At 62.2% G+C, this 26,417-nt stretch carries 24 protein-coding genes and 1 pseudogene; 14 read left to right on the top strand and 11 right to left on the bottom strand.

The window, feature by feature from the left end; all coding sequences use genetic code 11:
* The 10 genes and pseudogenes from CBW50_RS18410 to CBW50_RS18365 form a co-directional block, all read left to right on the top strand.
* Window positions 1–1,007: type II and III secretion system protein family protein (locus CBW50_RS18410; RefSeq protein ID WP_367301828.1), on the top strand; the 1,007-nt coding region annotated here is incomplete at its 5' end.
* 9 nt (window positions 1,008–1,016) lie between these two features.
* Window positions 1,017–1,304: a hypothetical protein gene (locus CBW50_RS18405; protein ID WP_086146897.1), complete on the top strand. Its 288-nt coding sequence runs from the start codon at window positions 1,017–1,019 to the stop codon at window positions 1,302–1,304.
* Between the two features lie 46 nt (window positions 1,305–1,350).
* Window positions 1,351–2,898, top strand: coding sequence for a TadE/TadG family type IV pilus assembly protein (locus CBW50_RS18400; protein ID WP_086146896.1), 1,548 nt, complete (start codon window positions 1,351–1,353; stop codon window positions 2,896–2,898).
* 7 nt (window positions 2,899–2,905) lie between these two features.
* On the top strand, window positions 2,906–3,373 hold the full coding sequence (locus tag CBW50_RS18395) for a TadE/TadG family type IV pilus assembly protein (RefSeq protein ID WP_086146895.1): 468 nt from the start codon (window positions 2,906–2,908) through the stop codon (window positions 3,371–3,373).
* 10 nt (window positions 3,374–3,383) lie between these two features.
* Window positions 3,384–3,902, top strand: coding sequence for a TadE/TadG family type IV pilus assembly protein (locus CBW50_RS18390; RefSeq protein ID WP_086146894.1), 519 nt, complete (start codon window positions 3,384–3,386; stop codon window positions 3,900–3,902).
* Between the two features lie 22 nt (window positions 3,903–3,924).
* The gene (locus CBW50_RS18385) at window positions 3,925–5,076 is read left to right on the top strand and encodes an AAA family ATPase (RefSeq protein ID WP_086146893.1); all 1,152 of its coding nucleotides are present in this window, start codon (window positions 3,925–3,927) and stop codon (window positions 5,074–5,076) included.
* 26 nt (window positions 5,077–5,102) lie between these two features.
* A pseudogene (locus tag CBW50_RS18380) lies at window positions 5,103–6,433 on the top strand (CpaF family protein).
* A gap of 10 nt (window positions 6,434–6,443) precedes the next feature.
* Window positions 6,444–7,418 (top strand): type II secretion system F family protein, encoded by a 975-nt coding sequence (locus CBW50_RS18375; protein WP_086146892.1) that lies wholly within the window; start codon window positions 6,444–6,446, stop codon window positions 7,416–7,418.
* A gap of 19 nt (window positions 7,419–7,437) precedes the next feature.
* Complete coding sequence (locus CBW50_RS18370) at window positions 7,438–8,385, top strand: type II secretion system F family protein (protein WP_086146891.1); 948 nt, start codon at window positions 7,438–7,440, stop codon at window positions 8,383–8,385.
* Between the two features lie 13 nt (window positions 8,386–8,398).
* Window positions 8,399–9,442 carry a LytR C-terminal domain-containing protein gene (locus CBW50_RS18365; RefSeq protein WP_086146890.1) on the top strand — a complete coding sequence of 348 codons (1,044 nt, stop codon included), beginning with the start codon at window positions 8,399–8,401 and terminating at the stop codon, window positions 9,440–9,442.
* A 6-nt stretch (window positions 9,443–9,448) separates the two neighbouring features.
* Here CBW50_RS18365 and CBW50_RS18360 read toward each other — a convergent pair whose 3' ends face one another.
* The 3 genes from CBW50_RS18360 to edd form a co-directional block, all read right to left on the bottom strand.
* A complete protein-coding gene (locus CBW50_RS18360; RefSeq protein WP_086146889.1) occupies window positions 9,449–9,970 on the bottom strand; it encodes a hypothetical protein in 522 nt (173 codons plus the stop codon).
* 181 nt (window positions 9,971–10,151) lie between these two features.
* A complete protein-coding gene (eda, locus tag CBW50_RS18355) occupies window positions 10,152–10,781 on the bottom strand; it encodes a bifunctional 4-hydroxy-2-oxoglutarate aldolase/2-dehydro-3-deoxy-phosphogluconate aldolase (RefSeq protein ID WP_086146888.1) in 630 nt (209 codons plus the stop codon).
* Between the two features lie 3 nt (window positions 10,782–10,784).
* Window positions 10,785–12,698 (bottom strand): phosphogluconate dehydratase, encoded by a 1,914-nt coding sequence (gene edd / locus CBW50_RS18350; RefSeq protein WP_086146887.1) that lies wholly within the window; start codon window positions 12,696–12,698, stop codon window positions 10,785–10,787.
* A gap of 334 nt (window positions 12,699–13,032) precedes the next feature.
* Here edd and pgi point away from each other — a divergent pair, with 334 nt between their 5' ends.
* Together pgi and CBW50_RS18340 are read left to right on the top strand one after the other, a co-directional pair.
* Window positions 13,033–14,697 (top strand): glucose-6-phosphate isomerase, encoded by a 1,665-nt coding sequence (gene pgi / locus CBW50_RS18345; protein WP_086146886.1) that lies wholly within the window; start codon window positions 13,033–13,035, stop codon window positions 14,695–14,697.
* A gap of 138 nt (window positions 14,698–14,835) precedes the next feature.
* The gene (locus tag CBW50_RS18340; RefSeq protein WP_086146885.1) at window positions 14,836–15,732 is read left to right on the top strand and encodes an SMP-30/gluconolactonase/LRE family protein; all 897 of its coding nucleotides are present in this window, start codon (window positions 14,836–14,838) and stop codon (window positions 15,730–15,732) included.
* Window positions 15,733–15,802: 70 nt separating this feature from the next.
* Here CBW50_RS18340 and CBW50_RS18335 read toward each other — a convergent pair whose 3' ends face one another.
* Window positions 15,803–16,756, bottom strand: a complete 954-nt coding sequence (locus CBW50_RS18335) for a chemotaxis protein (protein ID WP_086146884.1) — start codon at window positions 16,754–16,756, stop codon at window positions 15,803–15,805.
* A gap of 558 nt (window positions 16,757–17,314) precedes the next feature.
* On the opposite strand from CBW50_RS18335, the gene zwf reads away from it, so the two are divergent.
* Together zwf and CBW50_RS18325 are read left to right on the top strand one after the other, a co-directional pair.
* Entirely contained in the window at window positions 17,315–18,787 is a 1,473-nt protein-coding gene (gene zwf / locus CBW50_RS18330; protein ID WP_086146883.1) for a glucose-6-phosphate dehydrogenase, read from the top strand.
* A 130-nt stretch (window positions 18,788–18,917) separates the two neighbouring features.
* Window positions 18,918–19,772 (top strand): SIS domain-containing protein, encoded by an 855-nt coding sequence (locus tag CBW50_RS18325; RefSeq protein WP_034750862.1) that lies wholly within the window; start codon window positions 18,918–18,920, stop codon window positions 19,770–19,772.
* A 143-nt stretch (window positions 19,773–19,915) separates the two neighbouring features.
* Here the strand turns inward: CBW50_RS18325 and CBW50_RS18320 are convergent, their stop codons facing one another.
* The 7 genes from CBW50_RS18320 to CBW50_RS18290 all read right to left on the bottom strand — a co-directional run bounded on the left by CBW50_RS18320 (window position 19,916) and on the right by CBW50_RS18290 (window position 26,408).
* Window positions 19,916–20,371 carry a DUF3304 domain-containing protein gene (locus CBW50_RS18320; protein WP_157792385.1) on the bottom strand — a complete coding sequence of 152 codons (456 nt, stop codon included), beginning with the start codon at window positions 20,369–20,371 and terminating at the stop codon, window positions 19,916–19,918.
* A gap of 11 nt (window positions 20,372–20,382) precedes the next feature.
* Window positions 20,383–21,216, bottom strand: coding sequence for a lipoprotein (locus tag CBW50_RS18315; protein WP_086146881.1), 834 nt, complete (start codon window positions 21,214–21,216; stop codon window positions 20,383–20,385).
* Window positions 21,217–21,338: 122 nt separating this feature from the next.
* Window positions 21,339–22,121: a DUF3304 domain-containing protein gene (locus CBW50_RS18310; protein ID WP_086146880.1), complete on the bottom strand. Its 783-nt coding sequence runs from the start codon at window positions 22,119–22,121 to the stop codon at window positions 21,339–21,341.
* Window positions 22,118–22,741, bottom strand: coding sequence for a DUF3304 domain-containing protein (locus CBW50_RS18305; RefSeq protein ID WP_172404805.1), 624 nt, complete (start codon window positions 22,739–22,741; stop codon window positions 22,118–22,120). The genes CBW50_RS18310 and CBW50_RS18305 overlap by 4 nt, the downstream gene beginning before the upstream one ends.
* Before the next feature lie 67 nt (window positions 22,742–22,808).
* Window positions 22,809–25,049, bottom strand: coding sequence for a DUF2235 domain-containing protein (locus CBW50_RS18300; RefSeq protein ID WP_226935373.1), 2,241 nt, complete (start codon window positions 25,047–25,049; stop codon window positions 22,809–22,811).
* The gene (locus tag CBW50_RS18295) at window positions 24,985–25,440 is read right to left on the bottom strand and encodes a DUF3304 domain-containing protein (protein WP_086146877.1); all 456 of its coding nucleotides are present in this window, start codon (window positions 25,438–25,440) and stop codon (window positions 24,985–24,987) included. The genes CBW50_RS18300 and CBW50_RS18295 overlap by 65 nt, the downstream gene beginning before the upstream one ends.
* A 38-nt stretch (window positions 25,441–25,478) precedes the next feature.
* A complete protein-coding gene (locus CBW50_RS18290; RefSeq protein WP_086146876.1) occupies window positions 25,479–26,408 on the bottom strand; it encodes a DUF4123 domain-containing protein in 930 nt (309 codons plus the stop codon).
* Between the last annotated feature and the right edge of the window lie 9 nt (window positions 26,409–26,417).

Raw genomic sequence — 26,417 nt, 5'->3', positions numbered from 1 at the left:
GCTCCGGCGCCGCGCCTGCCGCCCCTGCCGCCGGCGCAGCGGCCGCCACCCCCGCGGCCACGCCCGATGCCGCCACGCCGCGCGTGATCAACCTGCTGTCGATCGCCGCGCCGCAGCAGGTGATGCTGGAAGTGAAGGTGGCCGAAGTGTCGAAAGTGCTGGTCGACCAGCTGGGCGCCAGCCTGGGCATCAACAAGACCATCGGCAGCTGGTCGTACTCGCTGCTGTCCAGCCTGCTCAGCAACAATCCCAGCGGCTTGAGCGGCGCCAGCAAGAACAACTTCTTCAACCTCGACGCGCAAAAGCGCGACGGCCTGATCAAGGTACTGGCCGAGCCGAACATCATGGCCATCAGCGGCCAGGAAGCGAGCTTCCTGGCGGGCGGCAAGATCTTCATCCCCGTCAGCCAGACCAACAACGGCGGCGTGCCGACGATCACGCTGGAAGAGAAGGAGTTCGGCGTGGCCGTGAAATTCACGCCCACCGTACTCGAAGGGGGCCGCATCAACCTGAAGGTGGCGCCGGAAGTGTCCGACCTGAACAAGGACGGCATCGGCATCACCGCCACCGGCATCTCGACGACGGCCATCCTGCCCTCGTTCACGACGCGGCGCGCCACCACCACGGTGCAGCTGTTCGACGGCCAGAGCTTCGCCATCGGCGGCTTGATCAAGAACAACGTGACGAGCAACATCAAGGCTTTGCCGGGCCTGGGCGAAGTGCCCGTGCTGGGCGCCCTGTTCCGCAGCACGGACTTCCAGACGGACCGCACCGAGCTGGTCTTCATCATCACGCCGCACCTGGTCAAGCCGCTGCCGGCCGACTACAAGCTGCCCACCGACGAGTATGTGCAGCCGACGCGCGGCGACATGTTCATGCAAGGAAAAATGGAAGGCACCGCGCCCGCCGCCGCCCCCGCAGCGGCACAGGTACCAGTACCAGCGGCCCCCATGCAGCCGCAAGCGGCCGCGCCCCAGCCTGCCGCCGCCGGCTTCGACCTCAAATAGGAGAACACCATGAAAACCGCACATTGCCTGCCCTGCGCCGCCCTGCTGTCGCTGCTGTCCCTGCTGGCCGGCTGCGCCGCCACCACCACGCCCGTGCTCGATTCGCATTTCGGCGAATCGGTGGCCCTGCTCAAGGCGCAGCAGATCATGTATCCGGACGCCTACCGCAACATGGACCCCGTCAGCGGCATGGACGGCAAATCCGGCGTGAGCGCCTACCAGCGCTACCAGAAATCGTTCAGCACGCCGGAACCGCAGACCAACGTCTTCGCCATCGGCGTCGGCTCGCGCCAGTAAGCGTCCGCCACGCGGCGAACTTCCCCCAGGCCACCAGGAGAAACACATGCACACCCCATTTCGCAGGCACGACAAGCAGCAGGGCGCGATCGCCATCGTGCTCGGGTTGACCCTGGTGGTGCTGTTCGCCATGGGCGGCCTGGTGCTGGACCTGGGCCACCTGTACATCGCCAAGGCCGAACTGCAGAACGGCGCCGACAGCGCCGCCCTGGCAGGGGCCATGGAACTCAATCAAAGCGCGGCCGGCATCGACAATGCACAGACCCAGGCCATCGCCATCGCGCAGAAGAACCGCTACGACTTTTCCACCACGCTCACCATCACGGCCGCCAACATCAGCTTCGGCCCCGGCCCCGACGGCCCCTGGTCATCCGGCGCCAGCGCCCGCACCAGCCCCCAGGGCCAGACCTTCATCCGCGTCGACACGGGCAGCAAGACCTTCGCCACCTACCTGATGGGCATCGCCGGCATCGCCAGCACCAGCACCTCGGGCGTGGCGGTGGCGGGCCGTTTCGTCAACGACGTCACGCCGATCGGCGTGTGCGCCGTCGATCCGGCCAACAAGACGGCGCAATACACGTATCCGGCCGCCCCCGCCGGCACGGGGCTGACGGAGCTGGTGGAATTCGGCTTTCGCCGCGGCGTCACCTACAATCTGTTCGGCCTCAATCCGCTGGGCGGCTCGTCCGACCCCTATCTGATCAATCCCGTCGACGCGCCGCCCGGCAGCTGCAGCGCTTCGCACGCGAGCGCTGCCTCCACCGCGCCGTTCATGTGCACGGGCAGCAGCGCCGTCATCACCAGCGGCACGGGCCAGGTCTACACGAACACGGGTCTGACAGCCTCGCTGGCCGCCTCGCTCAACTCGCGCTTCGACGATTATTCCTCGCCCTCAGTGTGCGATCCCGCGTCGGCCCCGCCCGACACCAACATCAAGGAATATCCTTGCGTGGGCAGCTCGCCGTGCGCCGCCAGCGCCGCCAACTCGCCACCCACCGGCTGGATGCAGCCAGGCGCGAGCACCGTGCCGAGCCAGCAGTCGGTCAGCCTGGCCGGCAACAAGCCGAACTACCAACTGCCATCGGCGGGCAGCGTGCCCGCTCCCTCGGCCACGTTTGCCCAGTTCGCCGGCTACGGCGTGCTGTGGTCCTACGGCCCGGCCTACCAAAGCAATGGCGCCACCCCGGCCAAGGCCGGCACGGCGTACAGCGTCACGGACGGCAACGCCAATCCCATGTACAACACCACCAAGGCAAATTACTTCGACACGGCCAGCTACCCGGTCAGCGCCGGCGCCGGCTTCCCCGCCGGCACGCCGCCGTCGCCGTACAACCAGACCAGCGGCCCCACGTTCCAGGCGCCATCGGTGGCCCATCCGGGCCAGCGCAACCGGCGCATCCTCAACGTGGTGCTGGTCGACTGCCGCACGGCGCCCGTGGGGCCGGCTTCGTGCGGCAGCATCAACGCGGTCGGCATCGGCAAGTTCTTCATGACGATGAAGGCCGATTTCAGCGGCGGCACCAAGCGCCTGGACGTCGAGTTCGCGGGCCTGATCGAGCCCGTGCCCAATTCCGAAATCAAGCTCTACAAGTGAGGCGGCCATGCGTACTCCCATTTCCCATCTCAGGCAACGCGGCGGCGCCGCCGTCGAATTCGGCATCGTGCTGGCCCTGCTGGTGACCCTGCTGGCCGGCATCTTCGGCTTCGGCCGCGCCTTCTGGTACTACGACGCGCTGACCAAGGCCACGCGCGACGCGGCGCGCAATATGTCCGTCAAGGCCAAGGCCAGCATCGCCTCGCAGGGCGTGCCCGCCGCCAAGCAGACGGTCGTCGACGCGGCCACCAGCGCCGGCATCAGCGGTTTCACCACGGCCAACGTGACGGTCACCTGCCTGGACGCGAGTTTCGGCGACAGCAGCTGCACCGACGGCACGGCGCCCGGCGGCATCCGCGTCGAGGTCGTCAACTACACGCTGTCGGTCGGCCAGTACCTGCCCTTCGTGATCGGCGCGGCCACCAGCTACACCACGCCGCTGGCGCCGCGCACCACCATGCGCTACATGCTGTAAGGAGAACGCCATGCGCCATCGCCTCCCCCCCGCCACCCGGGCCGGCCGCCAGCAAGGCGCCGCCGCCGTCGAATTCGCCCTGGTGGCGCTGCTGTTTTTCACACTGCTGTTCGCCATCCTGGAATTCGGCCGCCTGCTGTACCTGTACAATACGGTGCAGGAAGTGAGCCGCCGCGCCGCGCGCGAGGCGGTGGTGCGCTGGATCGACCAGACCGACGCCGTCAAGACGCTGGCCCTGTTCGGCGGCACGGCCCTGCCGGCCGCGCCCGAGGTTACGGCGGCCAACATCACCATCAGCTACCTGAACAAGAGCGGCGCCGAAGTGACCCTGGCGCCGGCCGACCCCGGCGACAACCTGTCGGCCTGCGGCGACATCACGCGCACGGCCAGCTGCATCGACAGCGTGCGCGTATCGATCGACAACGTCAGCTACACGCCGATGGTCAGCCTGTTCGGTTTTCTCAATTTCGCCCTGCCCGCCTCGGTGGTCGTCATGCACGCCGAAAGCCTGGGTTTCCAGATCAACTGAACGCCATTACCGGGAGCACCAAGTGAATATCGTCATCGTTTCGAAGAATGAAGCCCAGCTCAAGCGGCTGACCCGCTTGCTGCGCGAACGCAGCACCGCCGACCGCGTCTCGCTGCTGGCGAGCACGCCGGACATGTTCGACAACGGCGTCACGCCGGACCTGCTGCTGCTGGAACAGGAGCACATCGGCGAGGACGAGCTGGAGCGGCTCGAGCTGCTGGGCGGGCGCCACCCTAACCTGGCCATCATCGTGCAATGCCCGCAGCAAAGTCCGCAATTCCTGCTGCGCTCGATGCGCGCCGGCGTGCGCGAAGTGCTGCCGCCCGACGACGATGCCGCATTGTGCGCGGCGCTGCGCCGCATCGAGGAGAAGCTGCAGAAGCAGGTCACGCGCAAGGGCCAGGTGCTGGCCTTCGTCTCGTGCAAGGGCGGCAGCGGCGCCACCTTCATCGCCGCCAATCTCGGCTATGCGCTGGCCGCCGGCGAACAGCGCAAAGTGGCGCTGCTTGACCTGAACCTGCAATTCGGCGACGCCGCCCTGTTCGTCTCGGACCACAAGCCGGCCACCACCCTGTCGCAGCTGTCGCAACAGATCGTACGCCTCGACGCTTCGCTGCTGAACGCCAGCATGATCCAGATCACGCCCTCCTACAGCGTGCTGGCCGCCGCCGACGATCCGGCCCATGCGGCCGACATCGAGGCCGACCATATCGACCGCCTGCTGACCCTGGCGCGCAGCCAGTACGACTACATCGTGCTCGACGTGGGGCGCGGCCTGGACGCCGTCAGCGTGCGCGCGCTGGACCGCGCCGACCTGATCTTCCCCGTGCTGCAGGCAACCCTGCCGTACGTCCGCGACGGCAAGCGCCTGCTCGACGTGTTCCGCGGCCTCGGCTACCGCGAAGACAAGATCCGCCTGATCCTGAACCGCTATGCCAGCAGCGACAGCATCCGCGTGGCCGACCTGGAAGCGGCGTACGGCAAGCACGTCTACAAATCCATCCCCAACCACTACGAGGCGGTGGCGGCCTCCGTCAGCCAGGGCGTGCCCATCCTCAAGCTGGCGCCGCACAATCCCGTCTCGCGCGCCCTGCAGGAACTGGCCGCCAGCCTGGCCGGCGAGACCCCGCCGGCCGCGCAAGGCTGGGTGGCGCGGCTGCTGGCGCGCGCCTGATTCCCCCCATTCACCGGAGACCGACCATGACTGCCGAAAAACTCACCCTGCGGGACCGCCTGGGCTATGCCCAGGATGACGCCAGCCTGAATGACGGCGCCGCGCATCAGGGCGCAGCCAGCCAGAGCTACCAGCAATTGAAGCACCGCACCCACCAGGCCCTGCTCGACCGCGTCGACCTCGAAGGCATGCAGCGCCTGTCGCGCGAGCAGATCCGCGAGGAGCTGAAAATCCTCGTCAGCGACGTGCTCACGGAAGACAATGTGGTCATCAACGACCTGGAACGGCGCTCGCTGATCCGCGACATCCAGGACGAGGTGCTGGGCTTCGGCCCGCTCGAACCGCTGCTGGCCGATCCCAGCGTGTCCGACATCCTCGTCAACACCTACCGCCAGGTATATGTCGAACGCCATGGCCGCCTGGAACTGAGCGACACGACAAGATCGTCTCGCGCGTGGGCCGCCGCATCGACGAATCGAGCCCGATGGTCGATGCGCGCCTGCCCGACGGCTCGCGCGTGAACGCCATCATCCCGCCGCTGGCCATCGACGGCCCCGTGATGTCGATCCGGCGCTTCTCGGCCSAKCCSCTGCGCCTGGCCGACCTGATGCTGAAACACAGCCTGACCGAGGAAATGAGCACCGTCCTGCAGGCGCTGGGCAAGGCCAAGATGAACATCCTGATCTCGGGCGGCACGGGCAGCGGCAAGACCACCATGCTCAACGCGATTTCCGGCTTCATCAGCGCGGCCGAGCGCATCGTCACCATCGAGGATGCGGCCGAGCTGCAGATGCAGCAGCCGCACGTGGTGCGCCTGGAAACGCGCCCGCCGAACATCGAGGGCAAGGGCGAGGTGACGCAGCGCGCGCTGGTGCGCAATGCCCTGCGCATGCGTCCCGACCGCATCATCCTGGGCGAGGTGCGCGGCGCCGAGGCGCTCGACATGCTGGGCGCCATGAACACGGGCCACGAAGGCTCGATGGCCACCATCCACGCCAACACCCCGCGCGATGCGCTGACGCGGCTGGAAAACATGATCAGCATGGCCTCGGCCGCCCTGCCCGTGAAAGCCATGCGCCAGCAGATCAGCTCGGCCATCAGCGTGGTGGTGCAGGTGTCGCGCCTGACGGACGGCAAGCGCAAGGTCACGTCGATCCAGGAAATCACGGGCATGGAGGGCGAAATGATCACCATGCAGGAGATCTTCACCTTCCGCCAGACGGGCATCGGCGAGGACGGCACGGTGCAGGGGCATTTCCATGCCAGCGGCGTGCGCCCCCGCTTCCTCGAGCGCCTGCGCGCCTTCGGCATCAGCCTGCCGGAGMCCCTGTTCGATCCTGCCCGCCAGTACCACTAAGGAGAACGCCATGGACTATCTTTACTACGTATTCGCCATCCTGACCTTCATCGCCGTGGTGCTGCTGATCGAGGGCCTGTACCTGGCGTGGAACAGCGCGCGCGGCCCGGAGGCGGAAAAGGTCGCGCGCCGCCTGCGCATCATGTCGGCCGGCGCGCATGGCGAGACGGGCAGCTCGATGATCAAGAAGCGCCTGCTGAGCGATACCCCGGCCCTGCAGCGCCTGCTGCTCAGCGTGCCCCGCGTGCACGCGCTCGACCGCCTGCTGGAACAGTCGGGACTGACCTGGAGCGTGGCCAGCTTCGCCGGCGTGATGCTGGCCTCGGCCGGCGCCGCGTTTCTGCTGCTTAGCTATTTCAACGTGCCGTGGGCGCTGCGCCTGCCGCTGGCGGCCGGCGCAGCCCTGCTGCCGCTGCTGGTGGTCTTGCGCGCCAAGGCCAAGCGCCTGCAGCGCATCGAGCAGCAATTGCCCGACGCGCTGGACCTGATGGCGCGCGCCCTGCGGGCCGGCCACGCCTTTCCCACGGCCCTGAAGATGGTCGGCGATGAAATGAACGCGCCGCTGGCCGTGGAATTTCGCGCCACCTTCGATGAAGTCAATTTCGGCATCGCCATGCAGGACGCCCTGATGAACCTGGCCACGCGCGTGCCCAGCACCGACCTGCGCTATTTCGTCATCGCCGTGCTGATCCAGCGCGAAACGGGCGGCAACCTGGCCGAACTGCTCGACAGCATCAGCCGCATCATCCGTGAACGCATCAAGCTGCTGGGGCAGGTGCGCGTGCTGTCGGCCGAGGGCCGGCTGTCGGCCTGGATCCTGTCGCTGCTGCCCTTCGGCGCGGCCGCCATGATCCACCTGACCAACCCGCAATTCCTGGAAATGCTGTTTGTCGATCCCGGTGGCCGCAAGATGCTGATCGGCGCCCTGCTGCTGATGGTATGCGGCGTCTTTGTCATGCGCAACATCATCCGCATCCGCGTCTGAGCCCGCAAGGAGAACTCTCATGAATCCCGTGAATATTGCCTTTCTCGCCCTGCTCTTCATTGCCGTGTTCGGCACAGCGCTGGTCGCCCTGCGCAGCTTTTCGCCGGACCCGCTGCGCCAGCGCCTCGACAACGCCGCCGGCAAGGCGCCGCCGTCGCCGGGCGCCTCGGCACCCAACCCCTGGCTGGCGCGCATGGTGCGCCTGACGGGACCGCTGGCAAAACTGTCGCTGCCTGACCAGGGCTGGGAAAACTCGGCCATGCGTCGGCGCTTCATGAATGCCGGCCTGCGCCAGGCTTCCACGCCCATCCTGTTCTTTTCCGCCAAGACCATGCTGGCCATCGGCCTGCCGCTGCTGCTGTTCCTGGGGCTGAGCGCATCGGGCCATCAGATGGCCGGCAAGGCGATCCTGTTCTGGCTGCTGATGGTGGCCGCCGTTGGCTATTACCTGCCCAATATTGTGCTGGCGCAAATGATCAAGCGGCGCCAGCGCGATATCTTCGAAAGCTTTCCCGATGCGCTGGACCTGATGACGGTGTGCGTGGAGGCGGGCCTGGCCATGGATGCGGCGCTGGCCCGCGTCGCCGCCGAAATCGCCCTGAAAAGCACGGTGCTGGCCGAAGAACTGCACCTGGTGATACTGGAGCTGCGCGCCGGCAATACCAAAGAGCGCGCCCTGCGCAACCTGGCCCTGCGCACGGGGGTCGAGGATGTCGACGCGCTGGTGGCCATGCTGATCCAGGCCGAACGCTTCGGCACCAGCATCGCCGCCTCGCTGCGCGTGCAATCGGACCAGCTGCGCACCAAGCGCCGCCAGCGCGCCGAGGAAGAGGCGGCAAAGATCGCCCTCAAGCTGCTGTTTCCGCTGATTTTCTTCATCTTTCCCTCGCTGCTGGTCGTCCTGATGGGACCAGCCTTCCTGCAAATCTACCGCGTGCTCCTGCCCAGCATGGGCAGCGGCAGCTGACCGGAGAATCGCCATGTCACAGCACACCTCATTGATGCTCATGCTGGCCTGCGCCGGCCTGCTGCCCGCCTGCGGCAACCTGCCCGCCCCGGCCAGCAACGCCAGCCGCGCTATGCCGCCCCAGGCGCGCAGCGACGGCAGTCCCGCCACGCGCGCCGCCGCATACTGCAAGCTGGGCAAGCGCATGCAGGAACTGGGCGACCCGCGCGCGGCGCTGGCCGCCTACCACGAAGCGCTGCTGCTCGAACCTGCCTCGCCGGACGCGCGCAATGGCGCCGCCGTGCTGCAAGCCCAGATGGGCCAGCTGGAAACGGCGCGCGCCTTGCTGCAGGCGCTGGTACAGGAAGCTCCGACGGCCAGGACCTACAACAACCTCGGCTACGTGCTGTACCTGCAGGGCGACTACGCCCAGGCGGCCACCCTGCTGCGCCAGTCGCTGCAGCTCGACAACAGCCAGCAGCCGGCGCGCGCCAACCTGGAGCTGGCCATCGCGGCGCTGGGACGCAGCGTCAGCACGCTCGACACGGCCACGGCGGCCATCGCGCCCGATCTGGCGCCAGCGCCCGTACCCGGCGCCCCTGCCACGCGCCTGCAGCTGACGCAGTTGCAGCCCAACATCTTTGTGCTGGGCTGGCGCGACGCGCCCACAGTGAGCAGCGCCCCCATGCAGGCCGGCATCGCAAAGGCCGCGCCAGCGCCGACGGCGGCGCCGGCCAACAAGGCCAGGCTGGAAGTGATCAACGGGAATGGCGAAGCGGGCATGGCCGCGCGCATGCGCAAGCTGCTGGGCGGCATGGGCATCGCCGTCTTCAGGCTGGGCAACCAGCGCCCGTACGGGCAGCAGGCCAGCAGCATCGTCTACCGGCCCGGCCATGCCGCCGACGCGGCCGCGCTGGCAAGGGCGCTGGGCGGCATGCCGCAATTGCAGGCGGAGAAGGACGACGGCACGGGTATCGGCAGCAACGCCGACCTGCGTCTGTTGCTGGGCAAGGATGCCGTGGCGGTCGCCGGCTTGCGCGCGCCGGCGCCGCTGCTGGCGTCGAACCTGGCGCCCTAGCAGCGCTTAGCGGGGCAACAGCCGGCGGTCGGCCGGGTCGAGCAAAAAGCGCTGCAGGATGTCCTGCAGCTGCGGCAGCTGTGCCACATAGGCGGGAATGCCCAGCTGGCGCGCGCCGAAGTAGTGGGCGATGATGTCGCCTTGCTGCTCCATGTTGAAATCGGACAAAGTCCCGCCAGCGCCCGCATCATAGCGGTAGGCACGCTGGCCGATATAGCCGCCGCGCAGCGCCAGCAGCACGCCATGCAGCAGCACGCCGTAGCCGAGCTGGTACTGCCACACGTGCACCATTTCATGGATGAAGAACAGCTTGCCGCCATTGCTTTCGCGGGAAAAGTCGTCACGGTACTGGGCCGGCATGAAATGCAGGCTGCCGCGCGGCGTCATGGCCGTGTTCTGGTCCTGCAGGCCGAACGGCAAAAAGGAACCGCGCACCACGCGCACGCGCGCGTAGTCGATGGCGTCGCGAAAGACGCTGCGGGCCATGGCGGTTTCGCCGATGGTGAGCGGGCGGCGCAGCACGCGCATGACACTCCGTCGGAAGAAAGAAGCGGCAAGTATGAAAGCTTGCCGGATCCTATAACTGCAAGTACCTGACAGAAGCGTAGCGAGCGGCAGTGATTTGTGGCCAAGAAGCGCAACCGTGCTGAAGCACGGTGAGCATCGCAGGCCGCAAAGCGCGACGCGCAGTAGCTTATGTCAGGTACGACTAAGCCGAGCGCAGGCCGCTGGCTGCTTTCGCGATTTCCGTGATGCGGTCCCAGTTGCCGGCCGCGATCGCGTCTTTCGGCGTCAGCCACGAGCCGCCCACGCAGGCGACGTTCTTGCACGCCAGGAACTGCGATGCCGTCTCTTGCGAGATGCCGCCCGTCGGGCAGAACGTGATGTCCGGCAGCGGGCCGTAGATCGCATTGAGCATGCCGATGCCGCCCGCCGGCACGGCCGGGAACAGTTTCAGCTGCTGGAAGCCGTTTTCGCGCGCCGCCATCACTTCGCCGGGCGTCATCACGCCTGGCAGCAGGGGCAGGCCGCTGCTTTTCGCCGCCGCCACCAGGGCCGACGTCAGGCCTGGCGAGACGCCGAAGACGGCGCCCGCATCGCGCGCCTGGGCGAATTCCTCGGGACGCGTCAAGGTGCCGACGCCGACGATGGCGCCCGGCACGGCCGACATGGCGCGGATCGCTTCGAGGCCGTGCCTGGTGCGCAGGGTCACCTCCAGCACGCGGATGCCGCCCGCCACCAGCGCGCGCGCCAGCGGTACGGCGTGGTCAGGGTCGTCGATCGCAATCACGGGGATCACGCTCGAAGTGCGCATAATTTCCAGTAGTGTCATGGTCATCTCTTATTTCCTAGCCAAAAAGTCTTCATCGGAACCCGGTACGGTATCGCCGACATTGTCGGCGTCGTGCAAGGCGACGGTGGTGGGAATCGGCGACGGCAGGCCGAAGGTGGTGGCACCTTCTTCCGCCGCGCTGACGGTGGAACGGAACATGGAAAACAGCTCGCGGCCCATGCCGACGTGGTTCGGCGACAGGTCGGCCGTGACCAGCGAACGCGCATGCCAGACGTCGGCCGGCACCAGCGCCTCCAGTACGCCCGTGAAGGCGTCGAGGCGGATGATGTCGCCGTCGCGCACCAGGCCCAGGGGGCCGCCGGCGAGGATTTCAGGCGAGACGTGGATGGCGGCCGGCACCTTGCCCGACGCGCCCGACATGCGGCCATCCGTGACCAGCGCCACGTGGCGGCCAGCATCCTGCAGGTTGGCCAGCGCCGGGGTCAGCGCATGCAGTTCCGGCATGCCATTGGCGCGCGGGCCCTGGAAGCGCAGCACGGCGACGAAATCGCGGTCCAGCGTGCCGGCCTTGTAGGCGGCCATGAAGTCTTCCTGCGAATTGAACACCAGCGCCGGCGCTTCGACCGTGCGGTGCTGCGGCTTGACGGCCGAGACCTTCATCACGGCGCGGCCCAGGTTACCCGCCACCAGCACCATGCCGCCGTCCGGCGCGAACGGGTTCGAGGCCGGGCGCAGCACGTTTTCGTCGGCGCTGGCCACCGGCGCGTCTTTCCAGAAGACCGTGCCGTCTTCGCCCAGGAACGGCTCCATGCAGTGCGCGCGCAAGCCGTGCCCCAGGATGGTGTTGACGTCCTCGTGCAACAGGCCCGCATCGAGCAGTTCGCGGATCAGGTAACCGGTGCCGCCGGCCGCGTGGAAATGGTTCACGTCGGCGTCGCCGTTCGGGTAGATGCGCGTGAGCATCGGCACGATGGCCGACAGTTCATTGAAATCGTTCCAGTCGATGACGATGCCGGCCGCCTTGGCGATCGCTACCAGGTGCAGGGTGTGGTTGGTCGAACCGCCCGTGGCCAGCAAGCCGACGACGGCGTTGACGATACATTTCTCGTCAACAATATGGCCAACTGGCAAATAACTGGCGCTTTGCGCCGTGATGCCGGCCGCGCGCTGGGCGGCGGCCCTGGTGAGCGCATCGCGCAGCGGCGTGTTCGGCGTGATGAAGGCGGCGCCCGGCAAGTGCAGGCCCATGACTTCCATCAGCATCTGGTTGCTGTTGGCGGTACCGTAGAAGGTACAGGTGCCGGCGCCATGGTAGGCCTTCGATTCGCCTTCAAGCAAGTCTTCGCGCGTGGCCTTGCCTTGCGCATACAGCTGGCGCACCTTGGCTTTTTCCTGGTTCGACAGGCCCGACGTCATCGGACCGGCCGGCACGAAGACGGCCGGCAAGTGGCCGAAATGCAACGCGCCGATCAGGAGGCCCGGCACGATCTTGTCGCACACGCCCAGGTACAGGGCGGCGTCGAACATATTGTGCGACAGCGCCACGGCCGTCGACATGGCGATGGTGTCGCGCGAAAACAGCGACAATTCCATGCCCGGCTGGCCTTGCGTCACGCCATCGCACATGGCGGGCACGCCGCCGGCAAACTGGGCGACGGCGCCCACTTCGCGCACGGCTTGCTTGATGATCTGCGGGAAGCCTTCGAAGGGCTGGTGCGCCGACAGCATGTCGTTGTACGAGGAAACGATGGCCACGGACGGCTTCTTGTATTCTTTCAGCGACAGCTTGTCATTGGCGGGAAAGGCGGCAAAGCCGTGCGCCAGGTTGGTGCACGACAGCGCGCCGCGCTGCACGCCCTGGATGCGGGCCGCATCCAGGTGCGCCAGGTAGGCGCCGCGCGATGGCCGGCTGCGCGCGATGATGCGCGCTGTTACGGATTCGACTACTGGATGCAGCGCCATATGGATTTCCTTAAAAATGAGTATTTCGTGAAATTTTACTACAAAATGGTAAAGAAGAAGCACTCTTGCATGGGCCGGCAACAGAAATAAACCACGGCTTGCGGCTTTTCAACGCCACGCCGGAAAATATCGTGCCTCCAGCAGCTGCCAACATCTCTCTTGTGTCACTGGCGCAATCCCTRAAAAAAGCACAACAAAATCGGCTCCCCGCCACAAACTGTAGTGAAATTACGTTTTTCTGATGTATTATTCTCACACCAACGCCGGCACCCCGTTCGCCACGATGAACGCGCCGTGCCCCTTTCAACCGAGACAAGCACCCAAGCCGACCGCCATGCGCCAGCCAGCACCTACTCCTGCCATTACCGCCACCGCCAGTTTCCAGTCCCTGCAAGCGCATAGCGCCAGCCTGCGCGAAGTGCATCTGCGCCAGCTGTTCGCGGCCGACCCCGCGCGCTTTTCCAGCATGACAGTCGATGCGGCCGGCCTGCTGCTCGATTACTCGAAGAACAGGGTCGACAGCACCGCCATGCGCTTGCTGATGGACCTGGCCCGCGAGCGCGGCGTGGAAGCGCAGCGCGAAGCCATGTTCACTGGCGAGAAAATCAATCTTACCGAACATCGGGCCGTTCTGCATACGGCCTTGCGCGCGCCGCGCGGCACGCAACTGGTGGTCGATGGCCAGGATATCGATGCCGACGTGCAAGATGTGCTGCAGCGCGTGAAGGCGTTTACGGACAAGGTGCGCAATGGCAGCTGGCTCGGCTACACGGGCAAGCCGATTTGCGACATCGTCAATATCGGCATCGGCGGCTCGGACCTGGGTCCGAAAATGGCTTGCCTGGCGCTGCGCTCGTATGCCAACCCCGGCCTGGAAATGCACTTTGTTTCCAACGTCGACGGTCACGACATGGAAGCGACCCTGTCGAAAGTCGATCCTGAAACGACCTTGTTCATCGTGGCCTCGAAAACCTTTGTTACCGCTGAAACCATGCTCAACGCCAACACGGCGCGCGCCTGGTTCCTGCTCGAAGGCGAAGAGCAAGACCTGGCCAAGCACTTCGTGGCCGTGTCGACGAACACGCAAGCCATTGTCGACTTCGGCATTGCGCCGGAAAACATGTTCCCGTTCTGGGACTGGGTGGGCGGCCGCTATTCCGTCTGGTCGTCGATCGGCCTGGCCGTCGCGCTGTCGGTCGGCTTTGAATACTTTAGCGATTTCCTGGCCGGCGCGCATGCGATGGATCAACACTTCCGCCAGGCCCCCCTCGAAGACAACATGCCCGTGGTGCTGGCCATGGTGGGCTTCTGGAACCGCCAGTTCCTCGACTGCGCCTCCGTATCCATCGCGCCCTACCACCAGGACCTGAGCCGCTTTGCCGCTTATTTGCAACAGCTGGACATGGAAAGCAACGGCAAGGGCGTCACCAGGGATGGCGTGCCCGTCGACGTGCCCACCGGCCCCGTCATCTGGGGCGATTGCGGCACGAATGCGCAGCACGCGTATTTCCAGCTGCTGCACCAGGGTACGGACATCACGCCCATCGACTTCATCGCTGCCCTGCGCGCCACGCACGACTTGCCGGGTCACCACGATGCCCTGCTGGCCAACTGCTTTGCCCAGTCGGAAGCCTTCATGACAGGCAAGACGGGGGCGGAAGTGCGTCTTGATCTGCAGGCGCAGGGCTTGCCGGAAAGCGAAATCGAAGCGCTGGTGCCGCACAAGACCTTCCCCGGCAACCGCCCCAGCAACACTATCCTGATGGACCAGCTGACCCCGACTACCCTGGGCGCCCTGATCGCGCTGTACGAACACAAGACCTTCGTGCAGGGCGTCTTGTGGAACGTCAACAGTTTCGACCAGTGGGGCGTGGAACTGGGCAAGGTGCTGGCCAAGAAAATCCAGGCCGAGCTGACGGGCGAAGCCCGTCCCGACCACCACGACAGCTCGACCAATGGCTTGATTGCCTTGGCGAAGGCTGCCAAGGCCGCATACTAATAACGCCTAAGCAAACCTGCTGCGCGTCGGTATAGGCAGCCTGCGATGCTCACTGTGCTCAAGCACAGTTCCGCTTCTCGGCCACCTATCCCTTCCGCGCGCTACGGCTTTGTTAAGCGTTCTCCACATTAAGAATAGATGAATATTTACGAAATCAAAGTAGTCAGCGACAAGCCCATGCAAGTGGGCGAATGCCCGCTGTGGCATGGCAAGGAAGCGGCCCTGTACTGGGTTGACATCGATGGCCGTGCCGTGCACCGGCTGCACCCGGCCAGCGGCAAGCATGAACAGTGGGCCATGCCGACAGAACCGTCGGCCCTGGCCATCAACGCCGGCGGCGGGCTGATCGTCGCCCTGCGCAGCGGCTTTGCCCACTTGGACACGAAGACGGGCAGCCTGGCGCACATCGCCCCGGCGCCGTTCGACATGGCCACCACGCGCTTCAATGACGGCAAGGTCGACCCTGCTGGCCGCTTCTGGGTCGGCACGATTTTCGAGCCGCGCAGCGCCGCGGCGGCGGAAATGTTCGTGCTGGAAAAGGGAGAGGTGCGCAAAGTCTGGTCCGGCGGCATGACGGTGTCGAACGGCCTGGGCTTTTCCCCGGACAAGCGCACCATGTACCACGCGGATACCACCACGCACCGCATCGACCGCTTCGACTTCGACGCGGCCACGGGAGCCATTTCCGCACCGCAACCGTTCCAGCGCTTTTCCATGGACAAGACCGCCGCCGACTATGGCGGGCGCCCCGATGGCGCGGCTGTCGACAGCGAAGGCAATTACTGGGCAGCCATGTTTGAAGGCGGCAAGATTTTACGCTTCGCCCCCGATGGCCACCTGCTGGGCGAAATCGCCGTCCCCGTGCGCTGCCCCACCATGGTGACCTTTGGCGGCCCGGACCTGCGCACCCTGTACATCACCAGCGCCAGCCACAACCGCTCCGCCGCCGAGCTCGCCGACTACCCGTTGACGGGCCACGTACTGTCCGTGCGCGTGGACGTGGCCGGCCAGCCGGAAACGCCTTACCAGGCGTAATCGCCTGCCAGCATGAAAAAGCGCCGGACCCTCGCGGGTACCGGCGCTTTTTAACAGGCGGCCACGCGGATTAGCGGGACAGCACCTTGCGGATGGTCTCGGCCAGCTCGGCCGCCACAAACTTGGCCACATAACCGTCGGCGCCCACGCCCTTGACGTGGTCTTCGTTGGTCGAACCCGTCAGCGACGAGTGGATCACCACGGGAATCGACGAAAAACGGCCATCGTTCTTGATGTTGCGCGTCAGGGTAAAGCCATCCATTTCCGGCATTTCCAGGTCCGTCAGCACCAGCGCGACCTTGTCTTTCGCCGTCTTGCCTTCCGTGGCCGCCTGGGCCGAGATCGCTTGCAGGCGCTCCCACGCTTCCTTGCCCGTCTTGGTCATGATGAAAGGCACGCCCATCGCTTCGAGGCCCTTTTCGATCAGCGAGCGGGCCAGCGACGAATCGTCGGCGGCCAGGATCACGGCGCCGGCCGGCAAGCGCACTTGCGGGCCGATACTGTTCTCGTCCACGTCCGGGTCGCCTGACGGCAGCACGTTGCGCAGGATTTGCTCCACGTCCAGCACTTGCGCCAGGCGCGTCTTGTCCGTGTCGCCATCGAGGCGGGCGATGCTGGTGACCAGGCCGCCGCCCACGCTCGATTCGGCCGACAGCACCTGGTTCCATTCCAGGCGCACGATTTCATCGACCTCTTCCACGGCAAAGGCCTGTGTCGACCGGGCAAACTCCGTCACCATCAGGATCTTCAAGCCGCTGCTCTTGCAGCCGACCGCCATCGGCAAGTCGATCACGGGCACGATCTGGCCGCGGATGTTGACCACGCCCAACATATGGGGATGGGAACCGGCTACCGCCGTGATAGCCGGCATCTCCATGATTTCACGGACTTTGAACACATTGATGCCGAACAGTTCGCGGCTGGCCGAGTGATCGCTGGTGCCCAGCTTGAACAGGAACAGTTCAAATTTATTATTGCCTGTCAGGCTGGTGCGTTCATCGACGTCCTGCTGCATTGAATTCATTGTGTCCCCTTGAGCCGTCTTGTAAAGTTAGGTCTGCCTGCCCGCGATGCGGACAGTACTGACTGCACGCCGCATGGACGTCGGGAGGCGGGTTCGGGGCATGGCCGGCGCTGCGGTGCAGTAATCGCGCAACTGCGTACTACCAATAGTTAGTTGCATCGATTCGAGTCTGAATTATACGGTTTTTTACTTTCCTCAAAGCTACTTTACGCCGCCAACCGCCATCCTGACAGCATTTCTTGACTTCTCTGTTGCTATAGCGCAAATCGTGATCAAAAGCATGGGAAATTTCCCGCGCAACCATGGTTGCTTTGAAAAGTCGGACGGCGCAAGCGCCGCGCGCCAGCGGCGGCGAAGGGCATATAATGACCACGCAACAGTCCAGCGCGCATATGCAGGGCAAAACTGCGACGGAAGCGCATGGAATGTAGTAAAATTTCTTGCAATTGCTGGTTCTACGTAGTAAATTTACACCATCGATTTTAGTAGCGACAGACTGGCACTTCCGGTCGGCCTCCTCCCGCTCCGGCTCTTTTACTTTTGCGACGACACTCACTTATGGCTCTTACCGATTTTGACCTGGTCCTGTTTGGCGGCAGCGGCGATTTAGCAATGCGCAAATTGCTGCCTGCCATGTATGCGCGCGACGTCGCCAACGATTTGCCGCCGACGGCGCGCATCATCTGCGTGGGCCGCCAGGACAGCGGCCAGGACGCCTTCCTGAAAATGGTGGAAAGCAACTCACGCCCGCACATCAAGGCCAGCACGCTGAACGCCGCCACCTGGAGCAAGTTTTGCGCGCGCATCGTGTACGTCTCGCTCAACGCCAGCGATGCGTCCACCTATGCCCCGCTGGTCGAAGCGCTGCGCGGCGACGCCGACCTGACGCGCGTGTACTACCTGGCCACGCCGCCGCATCTGTTCGCCTTGATCTGCGACAACCTGGAAGAAAATGGCCTGGTCACGCCAAATTCGCGCGTGGTGCTGGAAAAACCGCTGGGCCGCGACCTGGCCAGCGCCAAGCAGATCAACGCCGAAGTGGGCAAGGTCTTCCAGGAATCGCAGATCTACCGTATCGACCATTACCTGGGCAAGGAAACCGTGCAGAACTTGCTGGCCCTGCGCTTCGGCAACATCCTGTTCGAACCGCTGTGGCGCCGCGAATGGATTTCCGACGTGCAGATCACCATCGCCGAGAAGTTGGGCGTAGGCAACCGCATGGGTTACTACGACACGTCGGGCGCGCTGCGCGACATGCTGCAGAATCACTTGCTGCAACTGCTGTGCATCGTCGCCATGGAGCCGCCGACCTCGATCGCGCCGGACGCCGTGCGCGATGAAAAGCTGCAAGTGTTGCGCTCGCTCAAGAAATTCACGCCGACCACCCTGGCGCAAAACATCGTGCGCGGCCAGTACCGCGCCGGCCACGTCGATGGCGCCACAGTGCCGAGCTACCGCGACGAGCCCGATGCGCCGGAACATTCGCGCACCGAAACCTTCGTTGCGCTGAAGGCGGAAATCGACACCTGGCGCTGGGCCGGCGTGCCGTTCTACCTGCGCACGGGCAAACGCATGGCCGACAGCCTGGCCGAGATCGTCGTGCGCTTCAAGCAGATTCCGCATTCGATCTTCAACCAGCCCACGTCCAGCTTCCAGCCGAACTGCCTGGTGATCCGTTTGCAGCCGGACGAAGGCTTGCGCATGAACCTGATGGCGAAAACCCCGGGCGACGGCATGCGCTTGAAACCGGCGGAGCTGGAACTCGATTTCCGCGAATCGTTCAAGACCCCGCGCATGGACGCCTACGAGCGATTGCTGCTCGACGTCCTGCGCGGCCAGCTGACCCTGTTCATGCGCGGCGACGAGCTGGAAGCGGCCTGGGAATGGGTCGAGCCGATTCTCGACAACTGGGAACAGAACGACAGCGCGCCGATTCCGTACACGGCCGGCACCTGGGGCCCCGCGGCCGCCAGCGCCCTGATCGGCCGCGACGGCTTGCAGTGGCGTGAAGAGGCCTTGCCAGAGGACTGAAGCCGTTAAGATTTGGCTTAACCCTGAACGGCGAAATACTGGGGTCGGACCCTGAGGGTCCGACCCCGGAACTTTGCTTTTGGGGTGAAAAGGACGCAAACTTACGGCATTACAGCCAGAAGATCAATCAATGCTACTCGATTCCATCCGCACCCAGCTCGATTCGCTCTCCAAGTCGGAGAAGAAGGTCGCGCTGGCCGTGCTAGACCAGCCTAACCAGACGGTCAGCCAGAACATCACGGCGCTGGCGAAAAGCGCGCAGGTGTCGGAACCGACCGTGGTGCGCTTTTGTCGCACCCTGGGCTATGACGGCTGGCATGAATTCAAGCTGAAACTGGCGCAGGGCCTGGCCCTGGCCATGCCGGGCGCGAACGAGCAGCCGGCGCAGGACGACCTGGCGGCCGACCTGGTGAATAAAATCTGCAGCCGCTCGATCAATACCCTGCTCGACCTGCGCAACAACCTGAATCCGGAAGCGATACAGCGCGCACTCGACATCCTCTCGCGCGCCAGCAAGATCGAATTCTATGGCCAGGGCACGTCGGGCATCGTGGCGGCCGACGCGCAACACAAATTCTTCCGCTCGGGCGTGCCGACGGTCGCCTACAGCGACCCGAACATCCACAGCATCGCGGCGGCCCTGCTGCGCGGCGGCGACTGCCTGGTGGCCATCTCGCAGCGCGGCAACAGCCCCGCCCTGGTGCGCTCCGTGAAACTGGCGCGCCGCGGCGGTGCCGACGTCGTCGTGCTGGCCCCATCGGGCACGCCGCTGGCCGACCTGGCCACCGTGCTGATCCCGATCGACCTGGTCTTCAACACCGACCCCTACACGCCCATTTCGGCGCGCCTGGCCTACCTGGTCGTGATCGACGTGCTGGCAGTGGGCCTGGCCCTGCAGCGCGGGCCGGAATTCCGCAAGAAGATGCAAAATGCACAAAAGGCGCTGCAGGAATTCGACATGCAGTTCGATTCCTTCATCGGCTGATCCTCCAGCGGCGCCAGCCTCGCTGGTGCCGCTCCTTATCCGAACGTCTCCATTGGACCAGGATGTCTCTTCCTTGATCTCACATGGGGAACCGGTACACGCGGCAGCCTTTGCATTGAAAGACCGTCCCATCATCCGTGTCTCTAAGCATTGGGATCCTTTGGTTTCCCATGGTGGCGTATCGGATGAGTTTTGCTACCTCCTCCTGCATTGGACACAACCACTCTCACCTCGTCGTTGGGGAAAAAGTGCATATAGATATCTCCCGGCTCATCGTATTTTTCCACTTCCACCATTTTTTCTTTAATAATATGTTTTAGTCCATCCGGCATATCCCACCGCACCAGCACCATCATGCCCGGATACCACACTCGCGGGATTGATGCACAGCAAATTTCTGCTCCCCCCGCTCCCCATCTGGCCATATCCGCGCCTCCCGCCCCATCCACCGAAGCGGAGTAAATAAAATTCCCAGTATGGTTCACGATACCCACCTGCGCCGTCGCGGTAGACCTTGGACCGGCTTCCTCAACCTGCCTGGCCTGGAACATACAGCCGCTCAGCAGCAAGACAGTGCCAAGATAAATAAACCATTTCATCATTTTTCCTTTTATAAAAGCAGTTCGATTGCATCATCGGCTGATCTCCCTTCGGCGCCAGCCTTGCCGAGCGGCGCAGCCGGTTTGCCCATCAGCCATTCCCTATGCGGCTTGCGGGGAATGCCATAGAAAGGATTTTCAATTTCTTGTCTGCAAAACTGCCCTTGGGGAAGGCGCGTGGCATGCAATTTCACCTCGGCGGCAGCAAGCGGCGCCGCCGTCTTGAATGTTCCCAGCCGCGCCTGAACCGTACCATCGGCAAGAAAGTGCAAGAGCACGCTAGTCGGGCGATCGGGACCTGTCGCGGGAAGAATGTCGACAATGGCCTGGCACCAGCGGCTGCCAGGAGAACCTTGTCTGGAAGTACGTTCATCATAAGAAATACTGGATTGACCATCGTGGTAACGCATATCGAATACCACGCTCCACACCACCCGCACCCTCAGCGGCTTGTCGACCGGCCGATCCCAGCTTAAACAGCAATTGCCACTGCTGAAGGCAACTTTTTCGCCATTATCCAATCTCCCCTCGCTTGCGTCGCGAAAAAAAACGGAGCCGCCGCTGGGCGCATCATCGATATTGAAGGGGAGCGAGATTTCCTTGAACGCGATGGCATACAGGTCGTATGGCGTGTAGTTATAGGAAGTGGTCGTAAAAGTTTGCTCACTTGACTCTTTTTGCAATCGCTCCTCCTTCTCCCTGGCATTGCAGGCAGCCAGAATGAACAGGGACAATATGATAAGAATGATTTTTTTCATATCTGGATAGCGATCATTTTCCGGAAACAGAAAATTCTTCAAATAAAATCTGATGCCGAGAAAGCTAGCCAAGGAAGTAGCAGCCATGTCGGGAGCGAATGAAAAGCTCGGCAATACGACTCAAGAATATGGGACGACTCGCACGTAGAAGGTTCAATAAAAGAAACGATGGAAAATGGCAAAAAATAGAAAATTTATCAATTTCCCTGTCAAGGAAGACTGGCAGGTTTTCCGGAATGAAGAATAGGATGATTTTTACTATCGCCATCCACATTTGACACAACCACTCTCACCTCGTCATTCTCAAAAAAATGCATATAGATATCTCCAGGCCTATCATATTTTTCCACTTCCACCATTTTTTCTTTAATAATATGTTTTAGTCCATCCGGCATATCCCACCGCACCAGCACCATCATGCCCGGATACCACACTCGCGGGATTGATGCACAGCAAATTTCTGCCCCCCCCGCTCCCCATCTGGCCATATCAGCGCCTCCCGCCCCATCCACCGAAGCGGAGTAAATAAAATTCCCAGTATGGTTCACGATACCCACCTGCGCCGTCGCGGTAGACCTTGGACCGGCTTCCTCAACCTTCCTGGCCTGGAGGGCGCAAGCGCTCAGCAGCAAGGCCGTGCCAAGATACATAATCCGTTTCACAATTTTATTTTCTATAAAAGCAAGCAGTTGAAGGTGCAAGCGCATGCAGCCGATCACGCAATCTTTAGCGTCCGGAAATGCACGATCCAAACGCGCCACATTACTGGACGAGTAAAACGGCATATCCAACCTTATATCATTGTTGCGCCGTCGAAGAAAAAACCAAAAAATATTGACACCACATGGGGGCGGGAAACCTGGAAGTGGACATTCACGCTTCTTCATAAATTCTATAATTTCATCCATTTCATTAGTTCCGTCAAAAAAACGGGCTTTGTCAGATGGATAATTCTTATCAAAAGAATAGCTTTCAGCCAAAAAAGCTGTCATCGCACATCCCCCTCTAAACTCTGGACAATTTTTCTTTGAAATTCAATAATTTCTTTTTTTTCTTTTATCTTTTCATCTGATAAGGTATAAAAATCACGCAGCAATCTTTTTTCCAAAAAATCGAGCGTCTCTCTCTCTCTCTTTAGTTTATCCTTGCGGCGCTCGTCCCGATACTCCTTCGTCGGCACCGGATACCCCTTGATTTTCCCCGGCCACTCCGGTCGGCTCGGTCCATAATACGACACCACGGCGCCCACGCTGCCATCTTCATAGACGATCAGCCAGATATCGCCTCCCTTCCCATCCGGATACGGTGGAACACTGACCGTCTCGCGATGAAAGGTTGGGTCCGGGGACAACTGATAGACCACCACCACCTTCAAATCCACATGCCACTTTTCCGGCACGCTGAAACAGCATATCGACCCGCCCTGCCCGTATGGACGGATCGAATCGCCACCGCCGCCGCTGTTCGTATTGCCCGGATTTTCAACCGCGATGTAATTAACCTCGCGCGAAGAATAATTCAGCGCCTGAATGCTCGCGGCCATGGCGACGCCGGGTAAACATGCGGCCAGCAAGATGCATCGCCATAATTGTTGCTTGAGTAACATCATCATGATTTCATCGCTATCCATAAAACCGGCGGATGAGTCCACCCTGCTTCAACCGCGCTGAAGTCACGCCCTATGCGAGCGCATTGATCCGCTCTGCAGAGCGCTGCTGCGCCAGGTAAATCTCTTCATCGAGTCTGGCTTGCGCAATATCCTGTGTTAAGTTTTCGCTCCACACGAATTCTTCGGGTGCATCTTTCGCCTGGATACCGGCCGTCGGCATACGCTGCAGCTCGTTTTCGTGCACGCTTTTCCGGAAGAAGCCGCTTTGCGGGTAATAGCCTCGGCGCAAGATATAGCCGCCACCCTCGCGCCGTGTATAGGTTTGCGTGGTGATCAGCCTGCTACGCATGTCGGCGCTGTCGGCATCCGTACGGATAGGATAGGGAGTGCCATACTGCGCTTCCTTGACCAGCGCTTCCTCTTCCGGCGTCAATGCTTCGCCATTCTTTTGTTTCAGTTGCGCGGCTTCCGTCTTCCGGCTCAGTTCATACGCGCGTTTATAAAAGCCGTCTTTAGGCGGTTTATTGGCGAACGAGGCGATCCTGGCCCGCTTGTCGTATTCCGTCACTTCGCCAGCCATATAAAATCCGGCCAGGGAATCATGCACATAGTCGTCAAAAAAACGCATCACTTCGGGCGGCAGCGGTTTGGGGTGATCGAATATGTCGAGCGCAAATTCTTCCCATTTGTCCAAGGGCGTGTGGTTTTGAGCCCGATAATATTGCCAGTGGTTGATGCGCGCAATATCCCGGGCGCTGAACGGCTGGCCCTCATCGCCATGACGGAAGGCTTTGCGCGCGCGCAGCGCTTCCAGATCGCCTGCCAGCAAGCGGTTGTAGGATCCCAGATCCTCCCGCTCCTGCGCGCTGGCCGCCTTGAAGCTGGCCGTAGCTTCCAGTGTCTTGACGCGCGCGGCGCGCCAGCGGTAATACAGCTCCATGTGCTTGCTCAGCAAGCCGCCTTGCTTGTTAAGCTCGGCGGTATATGCTTCCCATGCCTTGGCAAGCTCTTGACTGACCTGGAAATCATCCTGATCGCGAAGTTCCAGTTCGCTGAACGGTATCAAGGGCACGCCCTTGAGGCGCGCCTCCTTGAACATATGCGCCAGCGGAATTTGCGACAGCAAGGCCGCTTGTCCGCCACGCCCCTTTCCCTGCTCGCCCGGACCATAGCCGCCTCCCACGTCCGAGTGCACGCCAGGAAAATACACTTCCTCGATTTTCCCTGTCAGGCACGTGACGGGAAAATTCATGCGCTGCTCATGCGTGGCAATACAATGCAAGCCTGCCTGGACGCAGGGCGGCAACGGCTTGAGCAATTCATTAGCCCAGGCCCAATGGCCATCGAACATCGCGCCAGGCGCGATCGTGGTTTTCGCTACAGACGCCGAGCTGCCCACGGTTGCCACCGTGTCAAAGACGCCAAGAAAATCGATGCTGGCCGGAATGCCAGCAAACTCCTGCCCCTCACCTTTGCCCGGCGTGAGCAAATCGGCAAACAGCTGGCAAAACGCCACCGCTTCGGCGGCGCCACGCGAAAAACCAAACACGGACAGGGTCAGCGATGGGATATGCGGCTTGGGTTGTGCCGCCATCGCGGCTTTTAACTTTTCGATATGCTCAGCGAACCAGTCAGAGTGAGTCATGAAGCGCTCCCTGCCGGTTGAGGGATGCGCTACCTTTTCGTGGCCTACGTCATTATCATAAGTACGGGCAAGTTCGCCAGCCTTATCTGTTTCATATAATGGCGTATCACTCCCATATATTACTCGATGAATTGCATTTAAAACCTGCAACAATCCCCATATAATCCGCGGCTGCCCTCCTTTGGCAAAAGCCTTCCCCTCATCCGATTCAGTCAACTCACCAATTTCCTTAAATGGCGTCCCAACACCAGGAATATAATATGAGAAATATCCATTTTTTGTTTTATTACCAGGATATGCCGAAAATAAACGCGCCACATTACTATGACTGGCTTCATTGGCGTCTATCACAACATTATTTATAGGGGCAGGCTTCTTCGTTCTCGGATCGAGCACGCCTGTCCTAACCCCATTCCTATCGCGCTCCAGGTTATTATTGGTTCCATCAAAGAAAATTCCAACCCTCACTGGAATACTGCACGGCAAGCTATCTTTATTATCACATGCCACCTTGGTAATTTTGGATTGCTCTGGCGTCGACGGTTTAAGAAAAAAATCGACGGGAAACGGCGCTGAATTAGGAGTTTCACTGATCATAATATCAAGGGATATTGGCAGGTTTTCCGGAATGAAGAATAGGATGAATTTTGCTAGGCCCTCCAGCATTTGACACAACCACTCTCACCTCGTCATTCTCAAAAAAATGCATATAAATATCTCCTGGTCTATCATATTTTTCCACTTCCACCATTTTCTCTTTGATAACATCGGTATGCCCTTCAGGCATATTCCACCGCACCAAGACTTTCATTCCCGGATACCACATTCTCGGAATGGATGTGCAACAAATATTGGCAAGCCCCGCACCCCATCTGGCCATATTCCCCCCTCCCGCCCCATCAACCGATGCGGAATAAATATACTTCCCCGTATGGTTGACAATACCCACCTGCGCCGTCGCGGTAGTCCTTGGACCGGCCTCATCAACCTGCCTGGCCTTGAGGGCGCAGCCGCTCAGCAGCAAGACAGTGCCAAGATACATAATCCATTTCATCATTTTTCCTTTTATCAAAGTAAGCAGTCGAAGAAACAAGGCTAGGCAGCCGAGCGCGCCTGCCAGAAATCGTCGGGCAGCGTGTCGAGCTCGGACAGGTAACTCGCTCCCTGGCGCGTGCGCCGCAACAGGCTGGCCATCGCCGGATGCAAGGTAAAATCATCGGCCAGCATCAAGGCCAGGGCGCTGAAATGCTGACGCTGGCCTGCCGCCTCGATGCCGCTGGCGCTTGCCACTAGTAAATGCCGCGCCACGCGCGCGTGGCACTCGGCTGGGGTGCCGGAATGAAACAGGTCCGGCTGCACATCATGCAGATTGGCCAGGATGGCGTCGGCTTCGGCGATATCCACCAGGGAGGCAAAGGCGGTGTCGCTGAGGGGGAATTTATCAAATTCCGCAGGGGCGGGCTTGGCCTCTGCCGTGCCCTGCCAACTGACCAACGAACCATCGCGCCGCAGCGACCACCAGCGGTAGATGGGGCTCAGCAAATGCGCAGACTGCGTTTCAGTCAAGGCTGCCAGCAGGGCCGGCAATATGCGCGTATCGGCCCAGCGCACGGGCCATTCGACGGTGTCTGGCGTGATGGCAATCAAATAGGGGCGCAAATGCTGCTCCAGCTGGCCGATATCGAGCGTGCTGGCGATGATGCTGAGCATGGGCTTGCCTGCGCACAGCGAAAACAGGCGCTGCAGCCACGCAGCCTGCTCGCTGCCTGTCGATGGCGCCGCCATTAAATGCGGTGCGGCGCTCTTGAAGTTTTGCAGCGAGGTGTGCGCATACAGCGACTGGCGCCGCAAGCGGCTCGGGTAGCGCTTGGTGAAAAACTCCTCATCGCAAGCGCCGTCGAGCAGCGCCAGCAGGTGCAAGGGCTGGCTGCCGTTCGCCGCTGCCGCCTCCGAGCGCAAGGCCAGCAGTTGCTGCGCGATCAAGTCGGGTACTGCCGCGTCAGGAATATCGATGGCAAAGTACATCAGGGCTCC

This window comes from Janthinobacterium sp. GW458P, assembly GCF_002127585.1.
GTDB lineage: Bacteria > Pseudomonadota > Gammaproteobacteria > Burkholderiales > Burkholderiaceae_D > Janthinobacterium.
The sequence above is the reverse complement of the archived record's forward strand: the minus strand, read 5'-3'. Positions and strand labels throughout refer to the sequence as shown.

Coding starts and splice junctions, on each gene's coding strand:
- CBW50_RS18405 (WP_086146897.1), top strand. CDS start 1,017: ATGAAAACCGCACATTGCCTGCCCTGCGCCGCCCTGCTGTCGCTGCTG.
- CBW50_RS18400 (WP_086146896.1), top strand. CDS start 1,351: ATGCACACCCCATTTCGCAGGCACGACAAGCAGCAGGGCGCGATCGCC.
- CBW50_RS18395 (WP_086146895.1), top strand. CDS start 2,906: ATGCGTACTCCCATTTCCCATCTCAGGCAACGCGGCGGCGCCGCCGTC.
- CBW50_RS18390 (WP_086146894.1), top strand. CDS start 3,384: ATGCGCCATCGCCTCCCCCCCGCCACCCGGGCCGGCCGCCAGCAAGGC.
- CBW50_RS18375 (WP_086146892.1), top strand. CDS start 6,444: ATGGACTATCTTTACTACGTATTCGCCATCCTGACCTTCATCGCCGTG.
- CBW50_RS18370 (WP_086146891.1), top strand. CDS start 7,438: ATGAATCCCGTGAATATTGCCTTTCTCGCCCTGCTCTTCATTGCCGTG.
- CBW50_RS18365 (WP_086146890.1), top strand. CDS start 8,399: ATGTCACAGCACACCTCATTGATGCTCATGCTGGCCTGCGCCGGCCTG.
- CBW50_RS18360 (WP_086146889.1), bottom strand. CDS start 9,970: ATGCGCGTGCTGCGCCGCCCGCTCACCATCGGCGAAACCGCCATGGCC.
- eda (WP_086146888.1), bottom strand. CDS start 10,781: ATGACCATGACACTACTGGAAATTATGCGCACTTCGAGCGTGATCCCC.
- edd (WP_086146887.1), bottom strand. CDS start 12,698: ATGGCGCTGCATCCAGTAGTCGAATCCGTAACAGCGCGCATCATCGCG.
- pgi (WP_086146886.1), top strand. CDS start 13,033: ATGCGCCAGCCAGCACCTACTCCTGCCATTACCGCCACCGCCAGTTTC.
- CBW50_RS18340 (WP_086146885.1), top strand. CDS start 14,836: ATGAATATTTACGAAATCAAAGTAGTCAGCGACAAGCCCATGCAAGTG.
- CBW50_RS18335 (WP_086146884.1), bottom strand. CDS start 16,756: ATGAATTCAATGCAGCAGGACGTCGATGAACGCACCAGCCTGACAGGC.
- zwf (WP_086146883.1), top strand. CDS start 17,315: ATGGCTCTTACCGATTTTGACCTGGTCCTGTTTGGCGGCAGCGGCGAT.
- CBW50_RS18325 (WP_034750862.1), top strand. CDS start 18,918: ATGCTACTCGATTCCATCCGCACCCAGCTCGATTCGCTCTCCAAGTCG.
- CBW50_RS18320 (WP_157792385.1), bottom strand. CDS start 20,371: ATGAAATGGTTTATTTATCTTGGCACTGTCTTGCTGCTGAGCGGCTGT.
- CBW50_RS18315 (WP_086146881.1), bottom strand. CDS start 21,216: ATGGCTGCTACTTCCTTGGCTAGCTTTCTCGGCATCAGATTTTATTTG.
- CBW50_RS18310 (WP_086146880.1), bottom strand. CDS start 22,121: ATGACAGCTTTTTTGGCTGAAAGCTATTCTTTTGATAAGAATTATCCA.
- CBW50_RS18305 (WP_172404805.1), bottom strand. CDS start 22,741: ATGATGATGTTACTCAAGCAACAATTATGGCGATGCATCTTGCTGGCC.
- CBW50_RS18300 (WP_226935373.1), bottom strand. CDS start 25,049: ATGCTGGAGGGCCTAGCAAAATTCATCCTATTCTTCATTCCGGAAAAC.
- CBW50_RS18295 (WP_086146877.1), bottom strand. CDS start 25,440: ATGATGAAATGGATTATGTATCTTGGCACTGTCTTGCTGCTGAGCGGC.
- CBW50_RS18290 (WP_086146876.1), bottom strand. CDS start 26,408: ATGTACTTTGCCATCGATATTCCTGACGCGGCAGTACCCGACTTGATC.